At 70.1% G+C, this 23363-nt stretch carries 15 protein-coding genes; 9 read left to right on the top strand and 6 right to left on the bottom strand.

What is annotated here, in order from left to right; translation table 11 throughout:
* Positions 1 to 83 precede the first annotated feature (83 nt).
* The gene (locus tag ACTWQA_RS00465) at positions 84 to 1472 is read left to right on the top strand and encodes a glycoside hydrolase family 43 protein (RefSeq protein ID WP_443157320.1); all 1389 of its coding nucleotides are present in this window, start codon (positions 84 to 86) and stop codon (positions 1470 to 1472) included.
* Positions 1469 to 4708 carry a discoidin domain-containing protein gene (locus ACTWQA_RS00460; RefSeq protein ID WP_443157319.1) on the top strand — a complete coding sequence of 1080 codons (3240 nt, stop codon included), beginning with the start codon at positions 1469 to 1471 and terminating at the stop codon, positions 4706 to 4708. Before ACTWQA_RS00465 ends, ACTWQA_RS00460 begins: the two co-directional genes overlap by 4 nt.
* 105 nt (positions 4709 to 4813) lie before the next feature.
* Here the strand turns inward: ACTWQA_RS00460 and ACTWQA_RS00455 are convergent, their stop codons facing one another.
* Both ACTWQA_RS00455 and ACTWQA_RS00450 read right to left on the bottom strand, forming a co-directional pair.
* Complete coding sequence (locus tag ACTWQA_RS00455) at positions 4814 to 5200, bottom strand: RidA family protein (protein WP_443157318.1); 387 nt, start codon at positions 5198 to 5200, stop codon at positions 4814 to 4816.
* A 61-nt stretch (positions 5201 to 5261) separates the two neighbouring features.
* A complete protein-coding gene (locus ACTWQA_RS00450; RefSeq protein WP_443157317.1) occupies positions 5262 to 7517 on the bottom strand; it encodes a pectinesterase family protein in 2256 nt (751 codons plus the stop codon).
* 221 nt (positions 7518 to 7738) lie between these two features.
* Here ACTWQA_RS00450 and ACTWQA_RS00445 point away from each other — a divergent pair, with 221 nt between their 5' ends.
* Complete coding sequence (locus ACTWQA_RS00445) at positions 7739 to 10654, top strand: endo-1,4-beta-xylanase (RefSeq protein WP_443157316.1); 2916 nt, start codon at positions 7739 to 7741, stop codon at positions 10652 to 10654.
* A 7-nt stretch (positions 10655 to 10661) separates the two neighbouring features.
* Here ACTWQA_RS00445 and ACTWQA_RS00440 read toward each other — a convergent pair whose 3' ends face one another.
* Positions 10662 to 11231, bottom strand: coding sequence for a TetR/AcrR family transcriptional regulator (locus ACTWQA_RS00440; protein ID WP_443157315.1), 570 nt, complete (start codon positions 11229 to 11231; stop codon positions 10662 to 10664).
* 86 nt (positions 11232 to 11317) lie between these two features.
* Between ACTWQA_RS00440 and ACTWQA_RS00435 the strand changes: the two genes are divergently transcribed.
* The 4 genes from ACTWQA_RS00435 to ACTWQA_RS00420 all read left to right on the top strand — a co-directional run bounded on the left by ACTWQA_RS00435 (position 11318) and on the right by ACTWQA_RS00420 (position 13399).
* The gene (locus ACTWQA_RS00435; RefSeq protein ID WP_443157314.1) at positions 11318 to 11476 is read left to right on the top strand and encodes a hypothetical protein; all 159 of its coding nucleotides are present in this window, start codon (positions 11318 to 11320) and stop codon (positions 11474 to 11476) included.
* The gene (locus ACTWQA_RS00430; protein ID WP_443157313.1) at positions 11469 to 12473 is read left to right on the top strand and encodes a zinc-dependent alcohol dehydrogenase family protein; all 1005 of its coding nucleotides are present in this window, start codon (positions 11469 to 11471) and stop codon (positions 12471 to 12473) included. The genes ACTWQA_RS00435 and ACTWQA_RS00430 overlap by 8 nt, the downstream gene beginning before the upstream one ends.
* 87 nt (positions 12474 to 12560) lie before the next feature.
* On the top strand, positions 12561 to 12977 hold the full coding sequence (locus tag ACTWQA_RS00425) for a prevent-host-death protein (RefSeq protein WP_443157312.1): 417 nt from the start codon (positions 12561 to 12563) through the stop codon (positions 12975 to 12977).
* Positions 12974 to 13399 carry a cytotoxic translational repressor of toxin-antitoxin stability system gene (locus ACTWQA_RS00420; RefSeq protein WP_443157311.1) on the top strand — a complete coding sequence of 142 codons (426 nt, stop codon included), beginning with the start codon at positions 12974 to 12976 and terminating at the stop codon, positions 13397 to 13399. The genes ACTWQA_RS00425 and ACTWQA_RS00420 overlap by 4 nt, the downstream gene beginning before the upstream one ends.
* A gap of 50 nt (positions 13400 to 13449) precedes the next feature.
* On the opposite strand, the gene ACTWQA_RS00415 is transcribed toward ACTWQA_RS00420, so the two are convergent.
* The gene (locus ACTWQA_RS00415) at positions 13450 to 14523 is read right to left on the bottom strand and encodes a LacI family DNA-binding transcriptional regulator (protein WP_443157310.1); all 1074 of its coding nucleotides are present in this window, start codon (positions 14521 to 14523) and stop codon (positions 13450 to 13452) included.
* A 415-nt stretch (positions 14524 to 14938) separates the two neighbouring features.
* Between ACTWQA_RS00415 and ACTWQA_RS00410 the strand changes: the two genes are divergently transcribed.
* A complete protein-coding gene (locus ACTWQA_RS00410; RefSeq protein WP_443157309.1) occupies positions 14939 to 16447 on the top strand; it encodes a glycoside hydrolase family 43 protein in 1509 nt (502 codons plus the stop codon).
* A gap of 11 nt (positions 16448 to 16458) precedes the next feature.
* On the opposite strand, the gene ACTWQA_RS00405 is transcribed toward ACTWQA_RS00410, so the two are convergent.
* Positions 16459 to 20907 carry a caspase, EACC1-associated type gene (locus ACTWQA_RS00405; RefSeq protein WP_443157308.1) on the bottom strand — a complete coding sequence of 1483 codons (4449 nt, stop codon included), beginning with the start codon at positions 20905 to 20907 and terminating at the stop codon, positions 16459 to 16461.
* A 155-nt stretch (positions 20908 to 21062) separates the two neighbouring features.
* On the bottom strand, positions 21063 to 22310 hold the full coding sequence (locus ACTWQA_RS00400) for a C39 family peptidase (RefSeq protein WP_443157307.1): 1248 nt from the start codon (positions 22308 to 22310) through the stop codon (positions 21063 to 21065).
* A 187-nt stretch (positions 22311 to 22497) separates the two neighbouring features.
* On the opposite strand from ACTWQA_RS00400, the gene ACTWQA_RS00395 reads away from it, so the two are divergent.
* Positions 22498 to 23178: an adenylate kinase family protein gene (locus tag ACTWQA_RS00395; protein WP_443157306.1), complete on the top strand. Its 681-nt coding sequence runs from the start codon at positions 22498 to 22500 to the stop codon at positions 23176 to 23178.
* Positions 23179 to 23363: the final 185 nt, after the last annotated feature.

The following is a 23363-nucleotide window of genomic DNA, read 5'->3' as shown; positions in this document are numbered from 1 at the left end:
CTACGTTCCCGAAAACCTTTTAGGTTCGCTACGTCGTTCCGGGTCAGTGATGTTAGCGCTAACACACTAAGGGGCACACTCTCATGACACGACGATGGGCGGCGGTCCTCGCCGCGGCACTCCTGGTCATCCTCGGCATCCCGCATCCCGCGCTCGCCGGCGCGCCGATCACCACCGCGATCTACACGGCCGACCCGGCCGCGCTGGTCGTCGGCGACACCCTGTACGTCTACACCGGCCACGACGAGGCCCCGAGCGGCGGCACGAACTTCGTCATGCGCGACTGGCACGTCTTCAGCTCCACCGACGCCACCACCTTCACCGACCAGGGCGCCAAGCTGTCGATCTCCAGCTTCCCGTGGGCGGGCGCCGACGCCTGGGCGGGCGAGGTCGAGCGCGGTGCCGACGGCAAGTACTACTGGTACGTCTCCATCAACGGCAACGGCCCCGGCTGGATGAACATCGGCGTGGCCGTCGGCGACACTCCGACCGGCCCGTTCCGTGACGCCATCGGCGGCCCGCTGGTCAGCGACAGCACCCCCAACTCCTCGCCGCTCAATATCGACCCGACCGTCTTCAGAGACGATGACGGCCAGGTCTACATGTACTGGGGCTCCTACTACGGCCTGCGCGCCGCCCGACTCAACGCCAACATGACATCGATCAACGGCTCTGTGGTCACCCCGAGCGGCGTGTCGAACTTCTGGGAGGCGCCCTGGATGTTCAAGCGCAACGGCGTCTACTACCTCGCCTACGCGGCCAACGACTCCGGCTGCTCACAGCCGAACTACGCCTGCATCCGCTACGCCACCGCCGGCAACCCGATGGGCCCGTGGACCCACCGCGGCGTCGTGCTCGACCAGGTCAGCTCGACCACGAACCACCCGGCGATCATCGAGTACAAGGGCCAGTGGTACATGGTCTACCACAACGCCGCCGCCCCGGGCGGGGGCAACTTCCGCCGCTCGGTGACGATCGACAAGCTCTTCTTCAACGCCGACGGCACCATGCAGAAGGTCGTCCAGACCGGCGGTCCCACCACACCGGGCAACCTGGCGGCGAGCGCCACCCCGTCCACCTCCTACGTCTCGCCGTGGGAGACGCTCGGCGCGATCAACGACGGCTACACCCCCGCCAACTCGGCCGACCACAGCCACGGCGCCTACGGCAACTGGAACCACCAGGGCACCGAGTGGATCGAGTACACCTGGCCCACCCCGCAGACGATCTCCAGATCCGAGGTGTACTGGTTCGACGACAACCTCGGCATCGACCTGCCCGCCTCGTGCCAGGTGCAGTACTGGAACGGCAGCGCCTACGTCAACGTGCCCGGCGCGTCCGGCTGCGGTGTAGCGGCCAACACCTTCAACGCCACGACCTTCACCCCGGTCAGCACGACGCGGCTGCGGTTGAACATCACCTCGAGGTCCGGTTACTCCACCGGCGTGCTCGAATGGAGGGCTTTCTCATGAGGCGCGCCCTGTTAGCCCTGCTGCTGATCGCCGGGTTGGTCGTCGCCGGTCCGCCGGCCGTGGCCGACCAGACCATCGGCTTCCCCACCTTCGGCGGCCCGGCCGTCCCCGCCCCGCCCGGCTCGTACACGACCGGCAACATGATGCAGGCCATCTACGACGCCGAGAGCTCCGGCACCGACTTCTGGATGGACCGGCTGCTGGCCCGTCCCGGCAACGACCCGGCCGGCACCTGGCTCATGACGCGCGGGCGGGCGCTGTTCATGAAGACCCACACGCCCGGCACGCTCGGCTTCGCCGGGCAGGCGGCGTACTGGGAGAGCATCAACAACAACAACGCCTTCACCGTCGCCGTCACCCCCGGCACCTTCACCGAGCAGGTGAGCTCGCGCTGGCAGGCGCCCAGCCACTGGAAGAGCCGGCACACCAGCGGCTCGATCACGATCAACCAGACCAAGTTCATCACCGACAACAACGTGGCCGTCGCCAACCTGGCCATCACGAACGGCGGCTCCGCCTCGACGACGCTGCAGGTCAGGGCCACCTCGCCGTACGCCACGTCCGGCAGTGGCAGTGAGCTGACCGGCCAGGTCAACGCCTACAACAACCTCACCACGATCTTCCCCAGGCTCACCGGCGACGGGTTCACCGTCTCCAGCGGCGGGCTGAACAGGTCCGTCACCGTCGCCGCCGGCGCCACCGTGACCGTCAAGGTCGTCATGGGCTTCGTCACCAATGAGATCGCGGCCTCCCGCACCGAGTACGACGCCTACGCCGGCTACACGCCCGCCACGGCGTTCGCCACCCACGTGCGCGCGTACAACCGGTGGTGGGCCGAGAACGTGCCCTACATCGACGTGCCCGAGCCCGGGATCAAGAAGAACATCTACTACCGCTGGTGGCTGATGCGCTACAACCACCTCGACGCGGACATCCCCGGCCAGACCTTCCAGTTCCCCACGTCGATGGAGGGTGTGCTGGGCTACAACAACGCGATCGCGCTGACCCAGCCCATGCACATCGACGACCTCAAATACCTGCGCAACCCGATCTACTCCTATGGTGACTGGCTGAGCGTCGGCCAGACCTCCAAGAACGGCCGCTTCCTGGACAACCCCGGCGACCCGGAGAACTGGTCCAACAGCTACACGCAGTACATCGGCGAAGCCGCCTGGAAGAGCTACCAGATCCACGGTGGCCAGCCCGCCATCGCCGCCAACCTGGCCCGCTACGCCGAGCAGGACGTCAAGGGCCAGCTGTCGTTCTACGACACCGACAACAACAAGCTCATCGAGTACGACTGGGGCGCCCTGACCGGCAACGACGCCGACGCCGTGTCCTTCCACTGGAAGCCGGGCCGCATGGACCGCGCCGAGGCCGCCTACCAGTACAGCGGTGCGCTGGCCGCGGCGCAGGCGTACGAGGCGATCGGCAACACCGCCAAGGCGACCGAGATGCGCACGCTCGCCACCCAGATCCAGAACGCCATCGTCAACGTGCTCTGGAACCCGAGCAGGCAGCTGTTCGAGCACCGGCTGAAGTCCACCAACGAGTACGTGCCGTGGAAGGAGATCAACAACTACTACCCGTTCGCCGTCGGCGCGATCCCCAACACCGCCACCTACAAGCAGGCCCTGCGCCTCTTCGACGATCCGGCGCAGTATCCGATCTTCCCCTTCTACACCGCCAACCAGGCCGACAAGGCGGCCTCGGGCACCGGCAGCAACAACTTCTCCACGATCAACTCCACCGTGCAGTTCCGCCTGCTCTCCTCGGTGCTGCGGAACTACTCCAACGAGTGGATCGACACGACCTGGTACAAGAAGCTGCTCTACTGGAACGCCTGGGCCCAATACGTCAACGGCAACACCCAGTGGCCGGACGCCAACGAGTTCTGGGCCGACTGGAACGGCTCCTCGATCACCTACCGCTCCTGGATCCACCACAACATCCTGGGCAGCAGCAACTGGACGGTCATCGAGGACGTCGCCGGGCTGCGGCCGCGTAACGACGCCAAGGTCGAGCTCTCGCCGATCAACATCGGCTGGACCCACTTCACCGTCAACAACCTGCGTTACCGCAACGCCGACCTGACCATCGTCTGGGACGACCCGGCCGACGGCGTCGTGCGCTACCCCGGCGTGCCCGAGGGTTACTCGATCTACATCAACGGCAGCCGGGCGGCCACGGTGTCGTCGCTGGTGCCGTTCACGTGGGATCCGGCCACCGGCGCCGTCACCACCAGCGGCACCGTCACGCACAACGTCGCCGTTCCGAGCCTCCAGCCGCCCGCGCAGGTGAACCACACCGGCGCCCGCATGGTCGACCTGCTCGCCAAGGCCGGCGTCGACCTGACCGCCAACCTCACCAACCTGGCCGCCGACGCCACCCCCACCGCCTCCACCACCGCCTCGGGCAGCTCCGCGGCGGGGGCGAAGGACGGGTTCCCGATCAACGAGCCGTTCTGGGGCGGCACCACCGCCGGGCAGGACTGGTACGAGCTGAACTTCGGCGCGGCCCGCACGTTCAACGAGGTCCGGCTCTACTTCAAGGACAGCCGCCCGGCCAGCACCACCTACCGGGCCCCGGCCTCCTACACCGTTCAGTACCACAACGGCAGCACCTGGGTGGACGTGCCCAGCCAGGCCAAGACCCCGGCCACGCCGCGGGCCAACTACAACGTGGTGCAGTTCTCCGCCGTCACCGCCCAGCGGGTGCGGGTGCTGGCCACGGCCGCCTCAGGAGCCAGGACCGGGCTCACCGAGATCAAGGTCCACAACCGGGGCGGGGTCCAGCCGGAACCCAACCCCAACCTGGCGCTGCAGGCCACGCCGTCGGCGTCGTACACCTCCTCGTGGGAGAGCGTCGCAGCCGTCAACGACGGGATCGACCCGCCGTCGTCCAACGACACCGTGAACCCGCGCTGGGGCTGCTGGCCGCAGACCGGGCAGCAGTGGGTGGACCTCACGTGGTCCTCGGCACGCACGCTCAACCGGGCCGAGGTGTACTTCTTCGACGACGACCAGGGCATCGACATGCCGGCGTCGTGGAAGCTGCAGTATTGGAACGGCAGCGCGTACGTGGACGTGCCCGGTGCTTCGGCGTACACGCTGGCCAAGAACGCCTATAACAACGTCACCTTCACCGCCACGAGCACGACCCGGCTGCGGGTGCTGCTCACCGGCAACGGCAGCAGCTCCGTGGGACTTCTGGAGGTCAAGGCCTACGGGACGTGATGCATCGAGCCGGAAGGGCCACCCCCCGCCCTTCCGGCTCGCTGTAGCCACTCTTTCACTTTCCGTGACGGAGCGCAGGAGAATCGGGCAATCGACGGGAACCTTCTAAAGGGCGGCGATCGCCTCGATCTCCAGCAACCACTGACTGTCATAGATATCAGCGATGATCACGGTCAAGGCGGGGCGGTGGTCGCCCAGGATCTCCCTGCGCACCGCCCCGTTGACGTCCGCGTAGCGGCGGTCCGACAGGTATGTCGTCACCTTGACGAGGTGGGACACGTCCAGGTCCGCCGCCCGCAGGGCCGCCAGGATGTGGGCCCAGACCAGGCGGCACTGATCCTCGAAACCGCCGGGCACCTTGCCCTCCCGCGTCTCGGGGATCTGGCCGCTCACGAACAGCAGCTTCGACGCGCCCTCGACCGCCAGGGCCTGCGTGTAGCCGCCCTGCGGCTCGGGCGCGTCAGGGGAATCGATGCGGGTGTAGGTCGTCACGCGACGGTTCTAGCATGTGCCGGGGCCACTCGGGGTGGCCCCGGCACACCTGCCGTCGTCCTCAGAGGTGGCGGCGGCCGGCGCCCGCTCCCGCCGGGACCAGGGCCTTGAGGGCCTGGGCCGGATCGATGCGGGTGACCAGCGTCGGGGTCCAGCCGGCGTCCGTGCCGAGTGCCGTGCCGTTGGCGGCGTTGTAGGCGGCGACCAGGTCGGCCGGGGCGCCGTCCACCAGGTTGTCCTTGGCGGTGACCGCGGTGCCGCCGAACACCGACAGCACCTTCGCCGCCGCGATGCCGTCGAAGGCGTTGCTTTCGGCGTAGACCTTCGAGGCGAAGCCCACGCCGATGCTGTATCCGTGCGTGGGGCCGCCCGTGTAGTAGTTGTTGTAGACGTGCACCTGGCCGAAGCGCACCCGGGGCGTGCGCTGCCCGAGACCCTCGAAGTGGTTGTGGTGCAGCGTGACCTTCAGCTTGTCGGCTTCGCCGTACCTGGTCGGGTTGTCGGTGTTGCCGATCAGCGTCACCTTGTCGTGGCCGCTGAGGTGGTTCCAGGAGAGCGTCACGTAGTTCGAGCCGCGCACCACGTCCAGCAGCCCGTCGTGGACCTGGTACGGGCGCCCGAAGTGGAGCGGCTGGCCGGAGTCCGGGTTGTCGCCGTCGTTGAGCGTGTTGTGGTCCAGCCAGACGTGGGTGGAGCCGGACACCTCGACGTTGTCGAACGAGGCGTTCCAGTTGCCGTCCGCGCCGTCGGTCGGGTCCCACTGCGGGAAGCAGTCCGAGGTGTCAGTGATGGTCAGGTTGCGGACGATGACGTTGTCCGCGTTGCTGATCCGCAGGCCGAAGCTCTTCAGCGCCGCGTCCCCGCCCGCACCGACCAGGGTGACGTTGGAGCCGATCGTCACCGTGACGTGCGCGGCCATTTTGTTGTACGAGGCCCGGCGCGCGTCCTCGAGCGGTCCTGACGGGACGCTGGTCCTGCCCCACACGGCCGGGTCGTACGCGGCCAGGTAGGCGGGCAGGCTGTAGCCGTTCACCGCATAGTCCGCGCACGTCAGCGGAGCGCCGGAGTCGTCGGTGTCGGCGTCGATCGCGCCCCTCACATAGATGATCTTGGGCGTGTTGTCGGCCGGGTCGCCGAGCGCGGCCCGAAGCTGCGCCCGGGTCGAGACGACGTGCACGTTCTCCGGCCGCGCCGCCGAGCCGCCCGTGGTGCCGGTGGTGGCCGCCGCCCAGCCGTCGTCGCGGGGGAGAGCCTCCCGGCCCATCCCGTACCCGGGGTGCGGGTGGTGGCCGTGCACGGGGTTCCAGCCGTCCGTGCCCGCCAGGTAGCGCTGCGGCGTGAACGTGGCGGCCTGCTCCGCGGTGAGCTGCGGCCGGTCGTTGGTGACCGTCGCGCCCGGGCCGTGGTTGCGGTATTCGGACAGCCGGGCGTCCCGCCAGTTCAAGCCCGACATGTCGGTCCAGGGCACGTCCTTGAACTGCTGCCCCAGCCACGATTCCCGCACCAGCACCTGCCCGCGCGCCGTCGCCGACCCGCCGGCCGGCCACGGGCGGCCCAGATGGAACGTGCGCGCCGGGGCGTTGCTGGTCAGGTGGCTGCGGTAGATCAGGAAGCCGTACGGGTTGCTCAGCTCCGTGCTCGCCGCGGTGACGTAGCCGTTGTTGTCCGTACTGCCGCGGTTGAGCGCCTTGATGACGCAGTTGTCGAAGACGGCGGTGGCGCGGCCGAAGATGAAGTCGACGTCGCCCTCGACGTAGCAGTCGCGGAAATACTGCCGGGCGGTCGTGGCGGCGGACGGGGTGTTGGCGTAGAGGGTGTCCTGGTTGCCGAGGAACCTGACGTTCTCGTACACCTGCCGGTCGCCCGTCGTCCGCACCGCCACGGCCTGGCTGTTGCCCTTGGCGGCCTCGTCGTAGGAGTTCTCGAAGGTGAGGTTGCGGGCGGTGAAGTCGGGGGCGCTGATCACGTACGAGGCGCTGCCCGAGGTGCCGTAGGTGCCCGAGCCGTCCGGTTTGGGGGTGGAGGCCGAGGCGTCGAACGTGAGCACCACCCCGCGCGGGTCCCGGGTGTCGCCCACCAGCGAGATGTGCGGCTTGTCAGCGGGGATAACCACTTGCTGCTTGTACGTGCCCTTGCGGACCAGGATGGTGACCGGCCGGGCGTTGCCGGACGGCACCGCGTCGACGGCCGCCTGCACGGTCGTGTGGTCGCCGGTTCCGTCGGCCGCGACCACGATCGTGGTGCGGGACTGGGCGGTCGCGGGCGGCGTCATGGCCAGCGCCAGCCCTGCCAACGGGATGAGTAACAGAAGTCGCATGCGCAACCTCGCAGAGTGCGGCAATCGGTTGCACGAAACGTTCGCGTAATGCCGTGTACACGTCAATAGGTGCAGTAAAACTGCACCTTTGCTGCAACAAGCGGTTGCAGGACCGATCGCGTCTGTGACACATCTTGACCGCATCCGCGCGCCGCATCTACAGTCCGCCTGACATTTATCGGAACATCCCTGAAACTTTCATCCCACCCCGCAGGAGCACTGTGCGCACCCTCCGAGCCCTGATGGCCGCCGCCCTCTTATGCCTCGTGCCGGTGCTTCCCGCGCACGCGGCGGACCTCACGTACGACTTCGAAGACGGCACGACGCAGGGCTGGGGCCCGCGCGGCGGCGACGTCTCCGTCGCGGTCACCACGGACGCGGCGCACGCGGGCACGAGCAGCCTGCTCACCACGGGACGGACCGCCACCTGGCATGGGGCCTCGATCGCCGCGCCGTTCGTCAAGGGCGTCACCTACCGCGTGACCGCGTACGCGCGGCTCGTCACGGGGCAGCCCGCCAGCACGATCGCGCTGACCGTGCAGCGCACCCCCACCGGCGGCGAGACCACCTACGAGCGCGTCGCGGCGGCCACCGTGACCGACGGCGAGTGGGTGCGGCTGGCCGGCACCTACCTCTACACCGCCGACTCCACCGACCTCCAGCTCTATGCCGAGAGCTCCGACGCCACTTCCCAGTACTACCTGGACGACATCGTCTTCAGCCCCCAGGGCGACCCCACCCGCGAGCCGATCAGCACCGACTTCGAGGACGGCACCGCGCAGGACTGGTCGCCGCGCGCCGCCGCCACCCTGGAGTCCAGCACGGCCGCCGCCCACGGCGGCGCCCACAGCCTCGCGGTCACCGGCCGGTCGGCCACCTGGGACGGGCCCGCCATGAACGTGCTCGGCCGGATGGGCAAGGGCGACAAGTACGCCCTGTCGGTGTGGGTGCGGCTCGGCCCCGACACCGCGGCCGGCCGGCTCGGCCTGTCGATCGAGCGACGCACCGGCGGCACGCCCAGCTACGAGCGCATCGTGCCGCCCACGGACGTGCCCGCAGGGCAGTGGGTGGAGCTCGCCGGAACGTACACGCTCGCGTACGACGTGGACTTCCTCAGCGTGTACCTCGAGTCCGACAGCGGCACCTTCCCCTTCTACCTGGACGACTTCGCGATGACCTACATCGCGCCGAAGCCCATCCAGACCGACATCCCCGCACTGAAGGACAAGGTGCCCTTCACCATGGGCTCGGCGCTCACCAGGCCCGACACGCTCGGCGTGCACGGCGAGCTGCTGGCCAGGCACTTCAACGGCATCACCCCCGGCAACGAGCTGAAGTGGGACGCCACCGAGCCCCGCGAGGGCGAGTTCGCCTTCGCCGACGGCGACCATCTGGTGGACTTCGGCGTCGAGCACGGCATGACGGTCCGAGGCCACACGCTCGTCTGGCACAGCCAGACCCCGGCCTGGGTGTTCGAGGGCGCGGACAAGGAGACCCTGCTGCGCCGCGTCGAGAACCACGTGCGCACGCTCGTGACCCGCTACAAGGACAAGATCGCGGTCTGGGACGTGGTCAACGAGGTGATCGACGAGAACCAGCCGGACGGGCTGCGCCGCTCCAAGTGGTACGAGATCGCCGGCCTCGACTACATCCGCACCGCCTTCCGCGCCGCTCACGAGGCCGACCCGGACGCCAAGCTCTTCATCAACGACTACAACACGGAGTTCCCGCGCAAGCGCGAAGCCCTCTACGCGCTGGTCAAGCAGCTCAAGGACGAGGGCGTGCCGATCGACGGCGTCGGCCACCAGCTGCATCTCAACATCGAGCAGCCGCCCGCCTCCTACGTCGAGGCCACCATCGAGCGCTTCGCCACGCTCGGCGTGGACCAGCAGGTCACCGAGCTGGACGTGAGCATCTACACCGACTTCGTCTCCTCCTACCCGTCGATCTCGCCGGAGCTGCTGGCCGAGCAGGGCCACCGGTACAAGGCGCTGTTCGACGTCTTCCGGCGGCAGGCCTCCAAGCTCAGCTCGGTCACCGTGTGGGGCGAGTCCGACGACGTCAGCTGGCTGAACACCTGGCCGATTCCGCGGCTCAACGCGCCGCTGCTCTTCGACCACGACCTGCAGGCCAAGCCCGCGTACTGGGCCGTCGCGGACCCGTCCAAGCTGCCGCCGCTGGTGCGCAAGCTGGAGGCGCCCGCGGGGACGGTGTCGGTGGACGGCAAGCGGGACCTGCAGTGGGACCTGCTGCCCGACGCCCCGCTCGACCGGGTGGGGAACGTGTCCGCGGGCTTCCAGGCGCGCTCCGCCGCCACAGGCATGTACGTCCTCGCCGAGGTCAACGACACGACCGTCGGCGCGGGCGACAAGGTGACCTTCACCGTGGACGGCACCGCGCACACCGTGACCCGGGCCGGTGGGCCGAAGGCGGCGGTGAAGCGGACCGCGACCGGCTATCGCGTCGAGGCGCTGGTCAAGAAGGGCGTCGACGTGGACGTGACCGTGCGCGACGGGAGCACCGCCACCTCCTGGACGGGCAAGGTGACCCCCGTGCCCGCCGTCAAGCTCACCTCCGCCGCCCACCGCACGCCCGTCGTGGACGGTGTCGCGGAGCCGGTCTGGCGGGCTGCGCAGGACATCCGCACCGCCACCTGGATCCAGGGCACGTCCGGCGCCACTGCTCGCGTCAGATCGTTGTGGAGCGGGTCGACGCTGTACGTCCTGGCCCACGTCACGGACCCGACCCTGAGCGAGGAGTCCCCGAACCCCTGGGAACAGGACTCCGTCGAGATCTTCGTCGACCCCGGCAACGGCAAGACGAAGGGCTACACGGACGACGACGGCCAGTACCGGGTCAGCTTCACCGGCCGCGTCACGGTCGGCGGCACGTTCGACGCCGCCGGCGTCAAGGACAACGTGACGGCGGTGGCCAAGACAGTGCCTGGTGGATATGTCGTGGAAGCGGCCATCAAACTGCCCACGATCACGCTGGCGGAAGGGACACTGCTGGGCTTCGACGTCCAGGTGAACGACGCGACGGGCGCGGCCCGTACCGGTGCGGTGACCTGGAACGACGCCACGGGCCGCACCTACCTGGACACCAGCCACTGGGGCGTGCTGCGCCTGGCCGGCTAGGGCGCAGCTAACGCCGGGTGTCGAGGATCTGCTCGGCGAGTTCGCGGGCGGAGGCGGCAGGGTCGGTGCCGGGCCGGGTGGCTCCGGCCGCGAGTGTGCCGTCGATGAGCAGGAGGAGTTGGCCGGCCGCGTGCGCGGGCCTCGGGTGCCCTAGCTTGATGAGCTCGTCCTCGAGGAGTTGGTGCACGCGCCGCCGGTAGTCGCGCGTGATGGCGTGCCCGGGGTGCTCCGGGTCGGCCAGGGCGAGGTCGGCGGCCAGATAGCGGCAGCCGCGGAAGTCCGGCTTGGCGATGATCCCGGCGAGCCTGTCGAAGATCGCCAGGAGGCGGCCGCGCGGGTTGTCGCCCGCCGCCTGCATGGTCTCCTGGTAGCGGGCTTCGTCCTCGGCGGTGCTGCGCTTGAGCACTTCGGCGATCAGTCCGTCCTTGCCGCCGAAGTGCTCGTACAGGGAGCGCCGCGCCACGTTTGCCGTTTTGAGCAGGGTGTCGACGCCGATGCCCACGCCGTGGCTGTAGGTCAGCTTCTGGGCGGCCTCCAGGAGGCGTTCCCGGGGGCCGGGCGTGGCGCGCGTGCTCATGGTTCACAGCCTGCCATCCGTTGACGAGTAGATCAACCGGTCGATATGGTCTCGATAGACCGAACGTTCTATCTCGCGGAGCGTGTATGCGTACCACTGCCGATGTCATCGACCGCTTCAATCGCGCCTTCGTTGAGCACGACCCCGCCGCACTCAACGGGCTGATCGTCGAAGCCCTTGGTTACAGCAAGACCGCAGGCGAGGTCCCGCCGGCCGCCGCTGATGGGGAGGAATCCCGTGCGTAGTTATCACGTCGACAGCGGCGCCGGGATCGATGGTCTGTCCATCAGGAAGCACGAAGACCCCGTACCGGGGGCCGGGCAGGTCGTGGTGGCCGTGCACGCCACCTCGCTGAGCTACCGAGAGCTGATGGTGCTGCGCGGCGACTACGTGCTGCCGGTGAAACCCGACGTCGTCCCGGTGTCCGACGGGGCGGGCGAAGTCGTCGCGGTTGGACCGGGCGTCGCCGGGTTCCGCATCGGTGACCGGGTCGCCGCCACGCTTTTCCCCAGTTGGCAGGACGGACCGTTCGGCGTCCAGCACCTGCCGCAGCGCGGCGGTTCGCTGGACGGCATGCTCACCGAGCTCGCGGTGGTCGAGGAGAGCGGGCTTGTGCCGATCCCCGATCACTTGTCGTACGAGGAGGCCGCGACGCTTCCCTGCGCCGCCGCCACCGCCTGGAACGCGCTCACCGGCGACGGCATCGGCCTGCGACCAGGCCAAACCCTGGTGACACAGGGATCGGGCGGGGTGTCGCTGTTCGCGCTCCAATTCGCCAAGGCCCTCGGCGCGCGGGTGATCGCCACCACGAGCAGCCCGGCGAAAGCGCAACGCCTGGCCGAACTGGGCGCCGACGAGGTCATCGACTACCGGGCGACGCCGGACTGGCCCGCCGAGGTCCGGGAGCTGACCGGCGGCCGGGGGGCCGACCGCGTCGTGGACGTCGCCGGCTTGCTGGAGCAGTCGCTCAAGGCGGTGACGATCGAGGGTCATGTCGCTTGCGTGGGCTTCGTCTCCAACGCCGCACCGCCCATCGACCCGCGGGTGCTGTTCGCCTCCGGCGCCACCATACGTCCCGTCGCCGTCGGCAGCCGCGCACAGTTCGTCGCGATGAACCGCGCCATCGAGGTCAACCGCATCCGTCCCGTCATCGACCGCGTGTTCGCCTTCGACGAGGCGCCCGATGCCTACCGCTACTACGCCTCCGGCAAGGCGCTGGGAAAGATCGTCATCCGGCTCTGAGATGCTATTCGTCAGTACGTGGCGTACTTGACGTACTTAGTTGGCCAGGAGGCATCCTGGAGGCACGCTTCAGTGGAGGTGTCCAGCATGACCGCCGTTCATTTTGACAGCTATACAGATGCCCGTGCGCATCTCAAAGCACTCTTGGACGCGGCTGAACGCGGCCGTGTGGCCACGGTTCGTCGAGAGTCCTCCACGACCGCCCTCGTGGACGTCGACAGACTGCGCCGCTATCTTGCCGCGGTCACTCCATCTCGCGCCCAGGCGGTTCCCGAGGCTGACGGTTGGTCGATCTTCATTCCTGGATTGCCGATCGCGGCCGACGGCCGGACCTTCAATGAGGCTGTTACGGAAATGGTTGACGCGCTCCGCGAATACGCGGAGGACTGGCAAGACCACTTGCTTGATGCCCCTAACCACCACGAGAACTGGGGTCTGGTGCAGTTGATCAGCTTCAGCGATGACGATCAGCTACGCGAATGGCTGGTGGGGAAGGCTCGATGACCTGGCCCCAGCCCACGCGCGACGACCACGATCGGTTCTGTCAGATCGAAGGCTGGCGTCCGGTACGGAACGCTCGCGGGCGAACGGGGACCCACTATCTCACCTATGAGGTGAACCTTCCCGATGGCCGGATTTTGAGAACGCGGATCTCCCATCCGGTCGATCGAAGCACCTGCGGCCCGAGCATATGGGGTCACATACTGCGCGATCAGCTGCAGGTGGACGAGGCAACGTTCTGGGCGTGCGTCAAGGACGGTGCCTTGCCCGATCGCGGAGCGCCCACGCCGCCGTCAAACGCCTTGCCCGCCGATCTTGTTCATTTGCTGATCTCTAGAGTGGGTCTGGATGAGGCCGAGGTCGCAGCGATGAGCAAGGAGGACGCCGTTGCGAGGATGCAGAAGTACTGGGCTGAAGACGTCTGATCTACAACACCTTCGATAACGGCTTGCTGATCGGCTCACGAGGTCTATACCTACCGGCGGGCCGGGGGGCGGACCGAATCGCGGACGACGATGTGGGTGCCGAGGACGACGTGCTGGCGGTCCTGGCGGTTCAGGGCCAGGCGCACCGCCGTCCGGCCCAGCTCCTCGGTGGGAATGTGCACGGTGGTCAGGCCGGGGGTCAGGTCGGCGGCGAAGGGGATGTCGTCGTAGCCGGCCAGGGAGACGTCCTCCGGCACGCGCAGCCCCGCCTCGCGGAGGGCGGCCAGGACGCCGATGGCCACCATGTCGGTGGCGGCGAAGACGGCGGTGAACTCGGCGCCCAGCGCGATCAGGCGGCGGGCGGCGTCGTAGCCGTCGGTGCGGTCGAAGCCCGCCGGGACGACCAGGTCCGGGTCGTGGGGCACGCCGAAGGACTCGTGGGCGCGCATGAAGCCGCGCACCCGGTCGAGCCTCGTGGTGCTGAGGTCGTCGGCGGTGGCGCCTACCAGCGCGATGCGCCGGTGTCCCTGCGACAGCAGATGGCTGGCCATGGCGTACGCGCCGCCCTCGTTGTCGTACTCCACCACCGTGGTGGGCACGTCCTCGCCGAGGGGCGGGCGGCCGCACAGCACGAGGCGGGAGCCTGCCTTGTCGAGGGCGTGGGCGAAGTGCGACATGCGCTCGCGGTAAGTGTCGTCCATCGTGCCGCCGCCGACCAGGATGACCGCGTCGGCCCGCTGCTCGCGCATGGCCTCGACGATGGCCAGCTCGCGGGCCGGGTCGCCGTGGGTGGTGCACACCATGCAGAGCCGGCCCTCGGCGGTGGCCTGCTGTTCGACGCCCTTGGCGACGTGGGCGAAGGAGGGGCCGGTGACGTCGTCGAGGATGAACGCCACCATCTTCGTGCTGGCCCCCGACAGGGCTCGGGCGTGCACGTTGAGCACGTAGTCGAGGTCGCGCATGGCCCGCAGCACTCGTGCCCTGGTGGCCTGGGCGACCGGGTAGTCGCCCTTGATCACGCGGGAGACCGTGGTGGCCGACACCCCGGCCCGCGCGGCCACGTCACGGACGGTGACGCGCTCGTCCGTCGCGCCCACTTCCTTGGGGCTTACTTTTCGCGACAAGGCCGGCCCTTCATGGTCGTTGACGACAGGCTGAGCATCGGAGGTCCGCGACCTCAACGCAGTCTATGGCGGGAGTGATCCGCTCGGCATCCCCCCGAGAGTACGCTCGATCCGCGAGACCGCCCGTCTCAAGAGCTGTGGCGTAGAGAGCATCGCGAGCTGTTCCGGGCGCGATGGACGACGCCTTCGGGCGGGGGCGCACAGGGACGTGCCTCCATTCCGGAGATAGAAACCGATACCTACGGTAGGGGGCGAGAGGGGTTGCGGTCAACGGGAGGTTTGGCAAGAGGTGTCCTGGCAGGCGAAGCCCGGAGTCAGGTGCTTCAAAAGTAACGTGTCTGTAACGCGTTCTTGTGGTCCGTAACCCATCGCCGTAGCGTTCACGGCGACCGGTTTCTATCCAATGGAGGCAGCCATGACACGGACGGCCATCCGCAACCCCGTCCTGCCCGGCTTCCACCCGGACCCGTCCATCCTGCGGGTCGGCGCCGACTACTACCTGGCCACGTCAACGTTCGAGTGGTACCCGGGCGTACGCGTCCACTACTCCCGCGACCTGGTCAACTGGCGGCCGCTGGGCGGCATCCTCACCGACCACCGGCTGCTCGACCTGACGGGCGTGCCGGACTCCGGCGGCATCTGGGCGCCCGACCTCACGTATGCCAACGGCCTGTTCCACCTGGTCTACGGCGTCATGGACAACTACGCCCACGGCTACAAGGACATCGCGAACTACCTGATCACCGCCCCCTCCATCGAGGGCCCGTGGTCGGACCCGGTGAGGCTGCCCGGACGCGGGTTCGACGCCGCGCTCTTCCACGATGACGACGGCGCCACCTACCTGCTCAACATGGTCTTCGACTCGCGCCCGGGACACGGCTTCGCCGGCATCGAGCTCCAGGAACTCAACGGCGGCGCGGGAGCAGGCAAGCCGCGGATCATTCTCGAGAACCGGAGCGTCACCGAGGGACCGCACATCTACAAGATCGACGGCTGGTACTACCTGATGGTGGCCGAGGGCGGCACCGGCTACGAGCACGGCGCGAGCGTGCTGAGGTCCCGCACGCTGGACGGGCCGTACGAGCCGGACCCGGCGGGACCGATGTTCACCTCCCGCCACGATCCCACCCTGGAGCTGCAGAAGGCCGGGCACGGCTGCCTGGTGCGGACCCAGGACGGCGAGTGGTACGTCGCGCACCTCGCCGCCCGCCCCCACACGCAGCGGGGCCGCTGCGTGCTGGGCAGGGAATCCGCGATCCAGCGGGTCGCGTGGGTGGACGGCTGGCCGCGCGTGGCCGGAGCGGTGCCCGCCGTCGAGGTGCCCGCGCCCGCGCTGCCGCCGCATCCGTGGCAGCGCGTGGACCTCGAGCCGGCCGAGCACCACTGGAGCACCCTGCGCCGTCCCGCCTCGCCCGACTGGGTGAGCTTCGACGGCGACCGGGTGACGATCACGGGGGGGCAGTCCCCGTACGGGCTGCGTGCCCCCAGCCTCCTCGCCCGCCGGGTCACCAGCGCGACATGCACGTTCCAGACGAGCCTGACGTTCGAGCCCGACAGCGTGCACCAGTCCGCCGGCATCACCGCCTACTACAACTCCCGCAACTGGTACCACCTCGCGCTCACCACCGACGGCCTGATCCTGACCGGCAGCGATCGGGGCACGCGGACCGTGCACTTCACCGGGGAGCCCGCGACCCGGCTCGGCGTCGAGTTCGACGGCCCGGTGCTGCGCTTCTCCGCCGACGGCCGGCCCATCTCCGTGGAGCTGGACGCCACGACCCTGTCCGACGAGAACGCCGACGAGATCATCGACGGCCAGATCCGGTCCTTCGGGTTCACCGGCGCGTTCGTCGGCCTGTGGGTGCAGGACCTGGCGGGCGAAGGGTGCCGAGCCACCTTCTCCGACGTGACCTACCAGGCCTGATCAGTGCCTGATCAGTTCTGGGCCTGGCAGGGGAGGGTGTAGGGCCGGCCGGGGAGGTGTTGCGCCCACTCCTCCCGGGTGATCGACATGCCCGACGACTGGCAGACGCTCTCGCTCGCCTGCTCCACGCTCAGCCCCCACAGCTGAGTGGCCAGGTCGGACGTGCCGGCCAGGACGGTGCCGTCCGGGCCGAACTCCACGTCGTCGACCGCGCTCGCGCCCCCGAGCACCGCCCACAGTGCCGGCCGGGCGCGGTCGGCGACGTTCCACACCCGGATCGTGCGGTCACGGGAGGCCGAGGCGAGCATGCGGCCGTCCGCGCTGAAGGCCACCGCGGACACGTCCGCGACGTGCCCCGGCAGGGTGGCCACCCGCTTGGGCTGCTCGGGGCGGGTGACGTCCCACAACCGCGTTGTCCCGTCCGACGCCGCCGCGGCCAGGGTCTTGCCGTCCCGGCTGAACTGAAGGTCGAGCACGCCACCCGGGGCGGCGGCGAAGTCGGCCAGCCGGCGCGGCTGGGCCGGCTTGGACAGGTCCCACAACCGCACGGCGGCGGTGCCCGAGCCGGTCGCGAGGACGCTTCCGCTGGGCCGGAACGCGGCCACGTCGAGCCGGTCGTCGGCGGCGCCCGGCGTCGCCACCCGCTTGGGGGTGGCGGGCGTGGACACGTCCCACACGATCGTCCGGCCGTCCCGCCCGGTCGTCACCACGACCTTGCCGTCCGGACTGTACGCCGCCGACCGCAACCCTGCCGTATGCCCCTGGAGCGTCGCCACGAACTTCGGGTTGGCGGGCCGCTCGACCTGCCACAGCCGGGCCGTGCGATCGAGGGACGCCGACACCACGTAGCGGCCGTCCGGGCTGAAGGCCACCGCCACGACGGCGTCGGTGTGCCCGCGCAGCGTGGACACGGGAGTGGCCGACGCCGGGTCGGAGACGTCCCACAGCTTGACGGTCTTGTCGTCAGAGACGCTGGCCAGCGTACGGCCGCCCTTGGCGATCGCCACCCCGTTGACCGGCGCGGTGTGCCGGGCCAGCCGGGCGCGGGCGGCGACCCGGGCGGGGTCGGCGACGTTCCACACGCGGGCGGTCCCGTCGGCGGACGAGGTGGCGAGGTTTTGGCCGTTCGGGCTGAACGCCACCCCCGTCACAGTGCCGGCGAAACCGGTCAGCGTGGCCGCCGGCTGCGGGTCGGTCGGAGTCGAGACGTCCCAGAGGCGGGCGGTGCCGTCGGCGGAGGAGCTGGCCAGGACGTTTCCGTCGGCGCTGAAGGCCACGTCGCCGGCCGCCTGCGTGTGCCCGGTCGCGGTGCCGGCGAGCTTGGCCGTGGTGATGTTCCACAGGTGCAGCGTGCCGGTGCTGGAGGCGGTGGCGAGGTGCTGGCCGTTCGGGCTGAACGCCACGCTCCTGACGCCGCCGCCGTCCGGCGCCGTCAGCGCGGCCAGGCTGCTCGGCTTGGCGGGGGTGAGCACGTCCAGGAGCGTGACGCCGGTGGACGAGGTGACCGCGATCATGCGTCCGTCGGGGCTGAAGGCCACCTCGGTGGGGTCGGTGGTCTGCTTGAGCACGGAGACCGCTTGCGGCTTGGCGGGGTCGGCGATGTTCCACAGCCGTACGGACTTGTCGGCGCCCGCGGTGGCCAGCAGGTCGCCCTTCGGATTGAGCGCCACCGAGACCACCGGCTCGCCGTGGCCCGTGATCGTGGCCAGGGCGCGCGGGCGGGCGGTGTCGGAGACCTCCCACAGGCGGGCGGTCTCGTCCGCCGAGCCGGTCGCGAGGATCTTGCCGTTCGCGCTGAACGCCGCCGCCGTCAGCCCCCTCGTGTGGCCCTTCACGATGCCCGCGCTCTTGGGGCGGAGGGGGTCGGCGACGTTCCACAGCCGGGCGGTGTAGTCGCCGGAGACGGTGGCGAGCACGCGCCCGTCGGGGCGGTATGCCACCCGCTCGACGGGGGCGGTGTGGCCGATCATGCGGGCCGGGAGCGGGCGGGACAGCGTGCCGAGCAGCGCCCCGCGGGCCTCGGGGGTGGCCGAGACGCGGTAGGCGCTCAGAGCCAGCTGGGCGGCGAGCGAAGTGTCGGGCAGGCTGTTGGCGGTGGCGGCGAGCTGACGGGAGAGTGCCTGGTCGCGCTGGCCGGTCGCCTGCTCGGCCTGGGTCGAGGCCTGGCTGGACTGGAGCAAGGCCAGCACGCTGCCGGTCGCGGCCAGGAGGAGGAGCACGGAGAGCGCGGCGATGACGGCCCGGCCGATCAGCGCCCGGCGGCTGTGCCGCCGCACCGACGCCTGGAGGAACGCCTGTTCATGGGGCGTCAGCGGCCCGCCCCCCGCCGCCGGGCCGCCCGCCGCCGGACCCGGCGTCGTGGCGGCCAGGGCCTGGGCGGCCGGCAGGCGGTTGTCGGTGTAGAGGTAGGCCGGGTCCTGGCCTTCCCGGTGCCACGTCGCCGCGTCCTCCGACAGGCGGCGGCGTACGAGCAAGGTGGCGCGTTCGGCGTCGATCCAGCCGCCGAGCCGGGGCCAAGCGCGGATGAGCGCCTCATGGGCGAGCTCCGCCTCGCCCCCGGCCACCGTGACCAGCCGCGCTCTCGCCAGCTCGGCCAGCACCTGCCCGCCGACCGAAGGCGCGTCGGGAGCCAGCTCGGCCAGCGGGACCCGCCGCGTCGTGCCGCCGACCTGGTCGTCCACGCGTACGAGCCGGACCAGCAGGTCGCGGGCCACCGGCTCGAACTCCGCGCCGAGCCCCCGCAGCGTGTCCTCCGCGCTCATGGCCGCCGCCCCGGTGACGCCGCCGGCCGATCGGTAGCCCGCCATGGTCAGCACGCCGCCGGACCGCCGCTGCCACGTGGCCAGCAGGGCGTGGGAGAGCAGGGGCAGCGGCCCGCCCGACCGCTCCAGCGCCGCCTCGTTGGCCCGCAGGTCCTCCAGGATCAGGTCGGCGAGGCCGGCCTCCACACTGAGGCCGGACCGGACGGCCGGCTGCTCGATCACGGCGCGCAACTCGGCCGCGGTCATGGGCGTGACCACCTCCGGCCGCCGCATCGACTCCACCAGCCCGGGGTATGCCGCGCAGCGCCCGAAGAACTCGGCGCGTACCGCGATCACCACGGCCGCCGCACGGGACAGCTCGGCGAGCGCCTCGACGAACCGCGCCCTCACCGCGCCGTCGGGACAGGCCGTGAACACCTCCTCGAACTGGTCCACCACCAGCAGTAACCGCCCGGGAAGGCCGCGCCGCGCCCCGCTCGGATCGGACTCGATGATCGCACGCAGCCGCGCGGGGTCGCCGCCGCCGAGCTCGGCCAGCTCGCGGGCCAGCGCGCCCAGCGGATCGGCGCCGGGCGCCAGCATGACGCAGGACACGTCGTCGTCCTGCCGCAGGGCGGGAATGAGCCCGGCCCGCAGCACCGACGACTTCCCACCGCCCGACGGGCCGGTGAGGATGAGCGGTCCGCCGGCCGCGAACGCCTGCGAGCCGATGACGACGGGCTTGCCGTCCGCCCTGAGCGCCTGGCGTACCCGCGTGGTCAGCGACCTGGTCAGCTCCTCGCGCCCGAAGAACAGCTCGGCGTGCTCGGGACCGTAGGCGGCCAGTCCGCGATAGGGGCTGGACAGGTCGCCGGGCGAGCCCATCGGCGGGCCCGAGCGGTTGGGCTGCCCCGCATGGGCGGGGTTGGCGGCCAGCGGCGCCCGGTCGCCCACGTCCGTGGCCTGCCGCCGCGGCCGGGGGAATCCGGCGCCGGGCAGGGTGTGGGTCAGCCGGTGGTAGACGTGGTCCAGCGTGAACGCCGGCGGCCCGTCCGCCTCGCCCTCGTTGAGCAGCCTGAGCAGCGCCCCGCTGAGCGCGGTGTGCCGGACGCCGGGCAGCGCCCAGGCGTTGTCGTCCCTGCTGGCGGAGGCCAGCACATAAGCGCTGCGCCCCATGCCCTCGAAGATGCGGTCCGCGGCTTTGGCCGGCGCGGGCCGCCCGCCGCCGGTGAAGCAGCAGTCCAGCACCACGACGACCAGCTCGGCCGGCGAGGACGACAGGATGGTGCGCACCATGCCGTAGGGGAGCGCCTGGTAGCCGGGCATGCCCTGGCCGAGGTCCACGGTGGCGCGGGTGGCCAGGTGCAGCTCGCCGTCAGGGGTGAAGACGCCGTGACCCACGTAGTAGAACACCAGGACCGACGTGGCCTCCCGCGCGGCCCGCTCCAGCGCCTCGCCCAGGTTGGCCGGGGTCGCCGGGTCCAGCAGCACGGTGAGGTTGGCCGGGGCCAGGCCCGTCCGCTCGACCAGGGCCTGGGACACGTCGTTGACGGTCGCCGGGACGGCGGGGGCCTGCGGCAGCCGCGACTCCGGGCGATGCACGCCCGTGCCCGCCACCAGGACGCGGACACCATCGGACGACAACAGCAACGGTGGACCGTTCCACCTGGGCCGAACCAGCCGGGTCGTCTCCAGTGACGCAGACTCGTCCTCGGTCATCCAGCGCTCCACAGCGTGGTCGGCCCACAGTTATCGGGAGTTGTTAGGGTACGGAACTCCCCGTCCCCCGTCGAGTCGGGCAAACCGCCGACGACGGGCACGCATGGGTCACCCGGCCGGCGCCCCGTTCTCGGGGAGCGCCGGCCGCGAGAGCCTCACCAGTTGGCCGGCAGCCCCGGGGTCGTGGCAGGCAGGGCGTGGCCCGGCGGATGGATGACGTACGCGATGCCGCCGCTGCTGGAGCTGCGCAGCCAGACGTTCTCGAAGTCGGCCCGCGGATAGACGTGCCGCACGGCGTCGTTGTCCGGGGACGCGGGATCGTTGGCGATCACGTCGCCCGTCGCGGTGAAGCCGATGATCGCCATGAGGTGCCCATTGGTGCCGTACCCGGCGCCCGGCAGCTCGCCTTTCTTGAAGGACTGCGAGGTGATGACCGGGATGCCTGCCTTGATCAGCAGCTCCAGCTCGGTCAGCGACCGCAGCCGGGTGACGAACCCGTCCAAGCCGTACCGGCCCGCGTAGGCGGTGTTGAACGGCCAGTTGCCCGCCCCCTGGTAGGCGTGGTCGTAGGTGTAGCGGGCCGCGTAGTCGACCTCCGGGTTCGGGTCGGACGCATCGACCCAGGCCGTGTCCTGCGCGCTCGGCCACTTGCCCCAGTAGCCCAGCACCATCGTGGTCGAGGTCGGGCTGCACCACGCCTCGCCGCCGCCGTCCCATTCGGGGTAGTGGCCCTCGTGGACGTTCTGGGAGCGGCGCGGCACGTTCAGCTCCGTCCCCCAGGCGCCGCCGCCCGGGCTGGCCGGCACGGTCTTGCGCTCGGGCACGTTGGAGGCCATGGCGCCGGACGTACGCACCCGCGGCGTCACCGACGAGCCCGGCGTCCGATAGAGCGTGAGGCGCAGCTGGTAGGCGCTGATCTGCTTGCCCGCCGCCGCGACCAGCGTGTCCACGGCGACCGAGGCGTCCGCGTCGCCCTGCCCCGGCACCGACGTGCGCCGGATGTCGCCCTCGCCGTACGCCCAGCGGCCCAGCGAATACCACTTCGTCAGGCCCTCGGCGTTCCTGGCGCGGGTCTCGACCTGCAGCCAGCTGCCCGGCGGCAGATCCGCGGTCCAGGAGGCGACCAGCTCGGTCGCGGGGAACCCGATGGCCCGCTCGGGCCCTGTCCAGCGCGCGTACTCCCAGGTCTTGGTGCCGAGCGCGTCAGTGTAGGAAGTGGTGCCGGCGGCCGAGCCGAACGACAGGCCGTCGCCGGTCGTCGTGCCCTCCGACGTGCCGGCCGAGAAGTCGGCCCGCTGGAAGACCACGTCCGCCGGCGTGGCGGGCGCCGGTTTCGCGCTCGCGGACGGGGAGGTGGTCGTGAACACGATGAGGAACGAGAGGAACGCGGTCAGCGCACGCATGTACCCACCTTCTCGCAGGGCGCTCGATGGGCCTGAGAGTAAGCACCGAAGGCATGCCAGGCATCGGCAAATCTACGTATCGCCGTTCGAGGGGTGCCGTGCCACCCCGCGCGGCTTCTCAGGCGTGCAGGGCAGATGGGAAGGTGACGATGCCCGGAGAATGACCTGACCGCGAAGGCGAAGAGATATGCGCAAATATGTGATCATGGGCGTGCAGGGGAGTGGCAAGGGCACCCAGAGCAAGTTGCTCGCCGCCGACCTCGATCTGGTGCACATCAGCGTCGGCGACATCTTCCGCTGGCATGTCAAGAACCACACCAAGCTCGGCGCCCAGGTACGCCGCGTGGTCGCGGCGGGAGAACTGGTGGGGGACGACCTGGTGGAGGACGTCGTCAAGGACCGCCTCCACCAGCACGACTGGAACTACGGATTCGTCATCGACGGTTTCCCGCGCAACCGCCGGCAGGCGGAGTTCTTCCTGGAGAGCTACGACATCGACGGCGTGATCCACCTCGATCTGCCCGACGAGGAGGTGCGCCGGCGCGTCCTGGCCCGGCGGCTGTGCTCGCAGTGCGGCATGGACTACAACCTGATCGCGCACCGGCCTGAGGTCGAGGGGCGGTGCGACGTGTGCGGCGGGGAGCTGGTGAGCCGGGCGGACGACAGCCCGGACGCGCTGGCCAGGCGGCTGCGCGACTATCACAGCAAGATCGATCCGGTGATCGAGCTGTTCCGGGGCAAGGAATATGTGATGTCTGTCGACGCGCGGGCCGACAAGTTCACCGTCCAGCAGACCATTCGCGACCGATTCAACCTGCCGCCGTTCGACCGGTCGCGGGTCGGCGACCCGCTGGGAGCACGCAGCTGACCTGCTCTGACGCTGTCCCGTGCGGGTCTCGACGAGTTCGAGATCCACTCGCGATGTTGCCGTCCCCCGGCTCGGCTCGCAACCGCTCGATCTCCTCCGCCAGGCCACCGGAGGTCAGGCGGGCATTGCCCTGCACCGCCGACAGCGTGGTGGAGAACACTCGTACAGCCGCCGTCCGGCCCGAC

The sequence above is a fragment of the Nonomuraea sp. 10N515B genome, from assembly GCF_052245915.1.
In the GTDB taxonomy this organism is placed as follows: Bacteria; Actinomycetota; Actinomycetes; order Streptosporangiales; family Streptosporangiaceae; genus Nonomuraea.
This window is presented reverse-complemented; position numbering and strand designations above follow the sequence as displayed.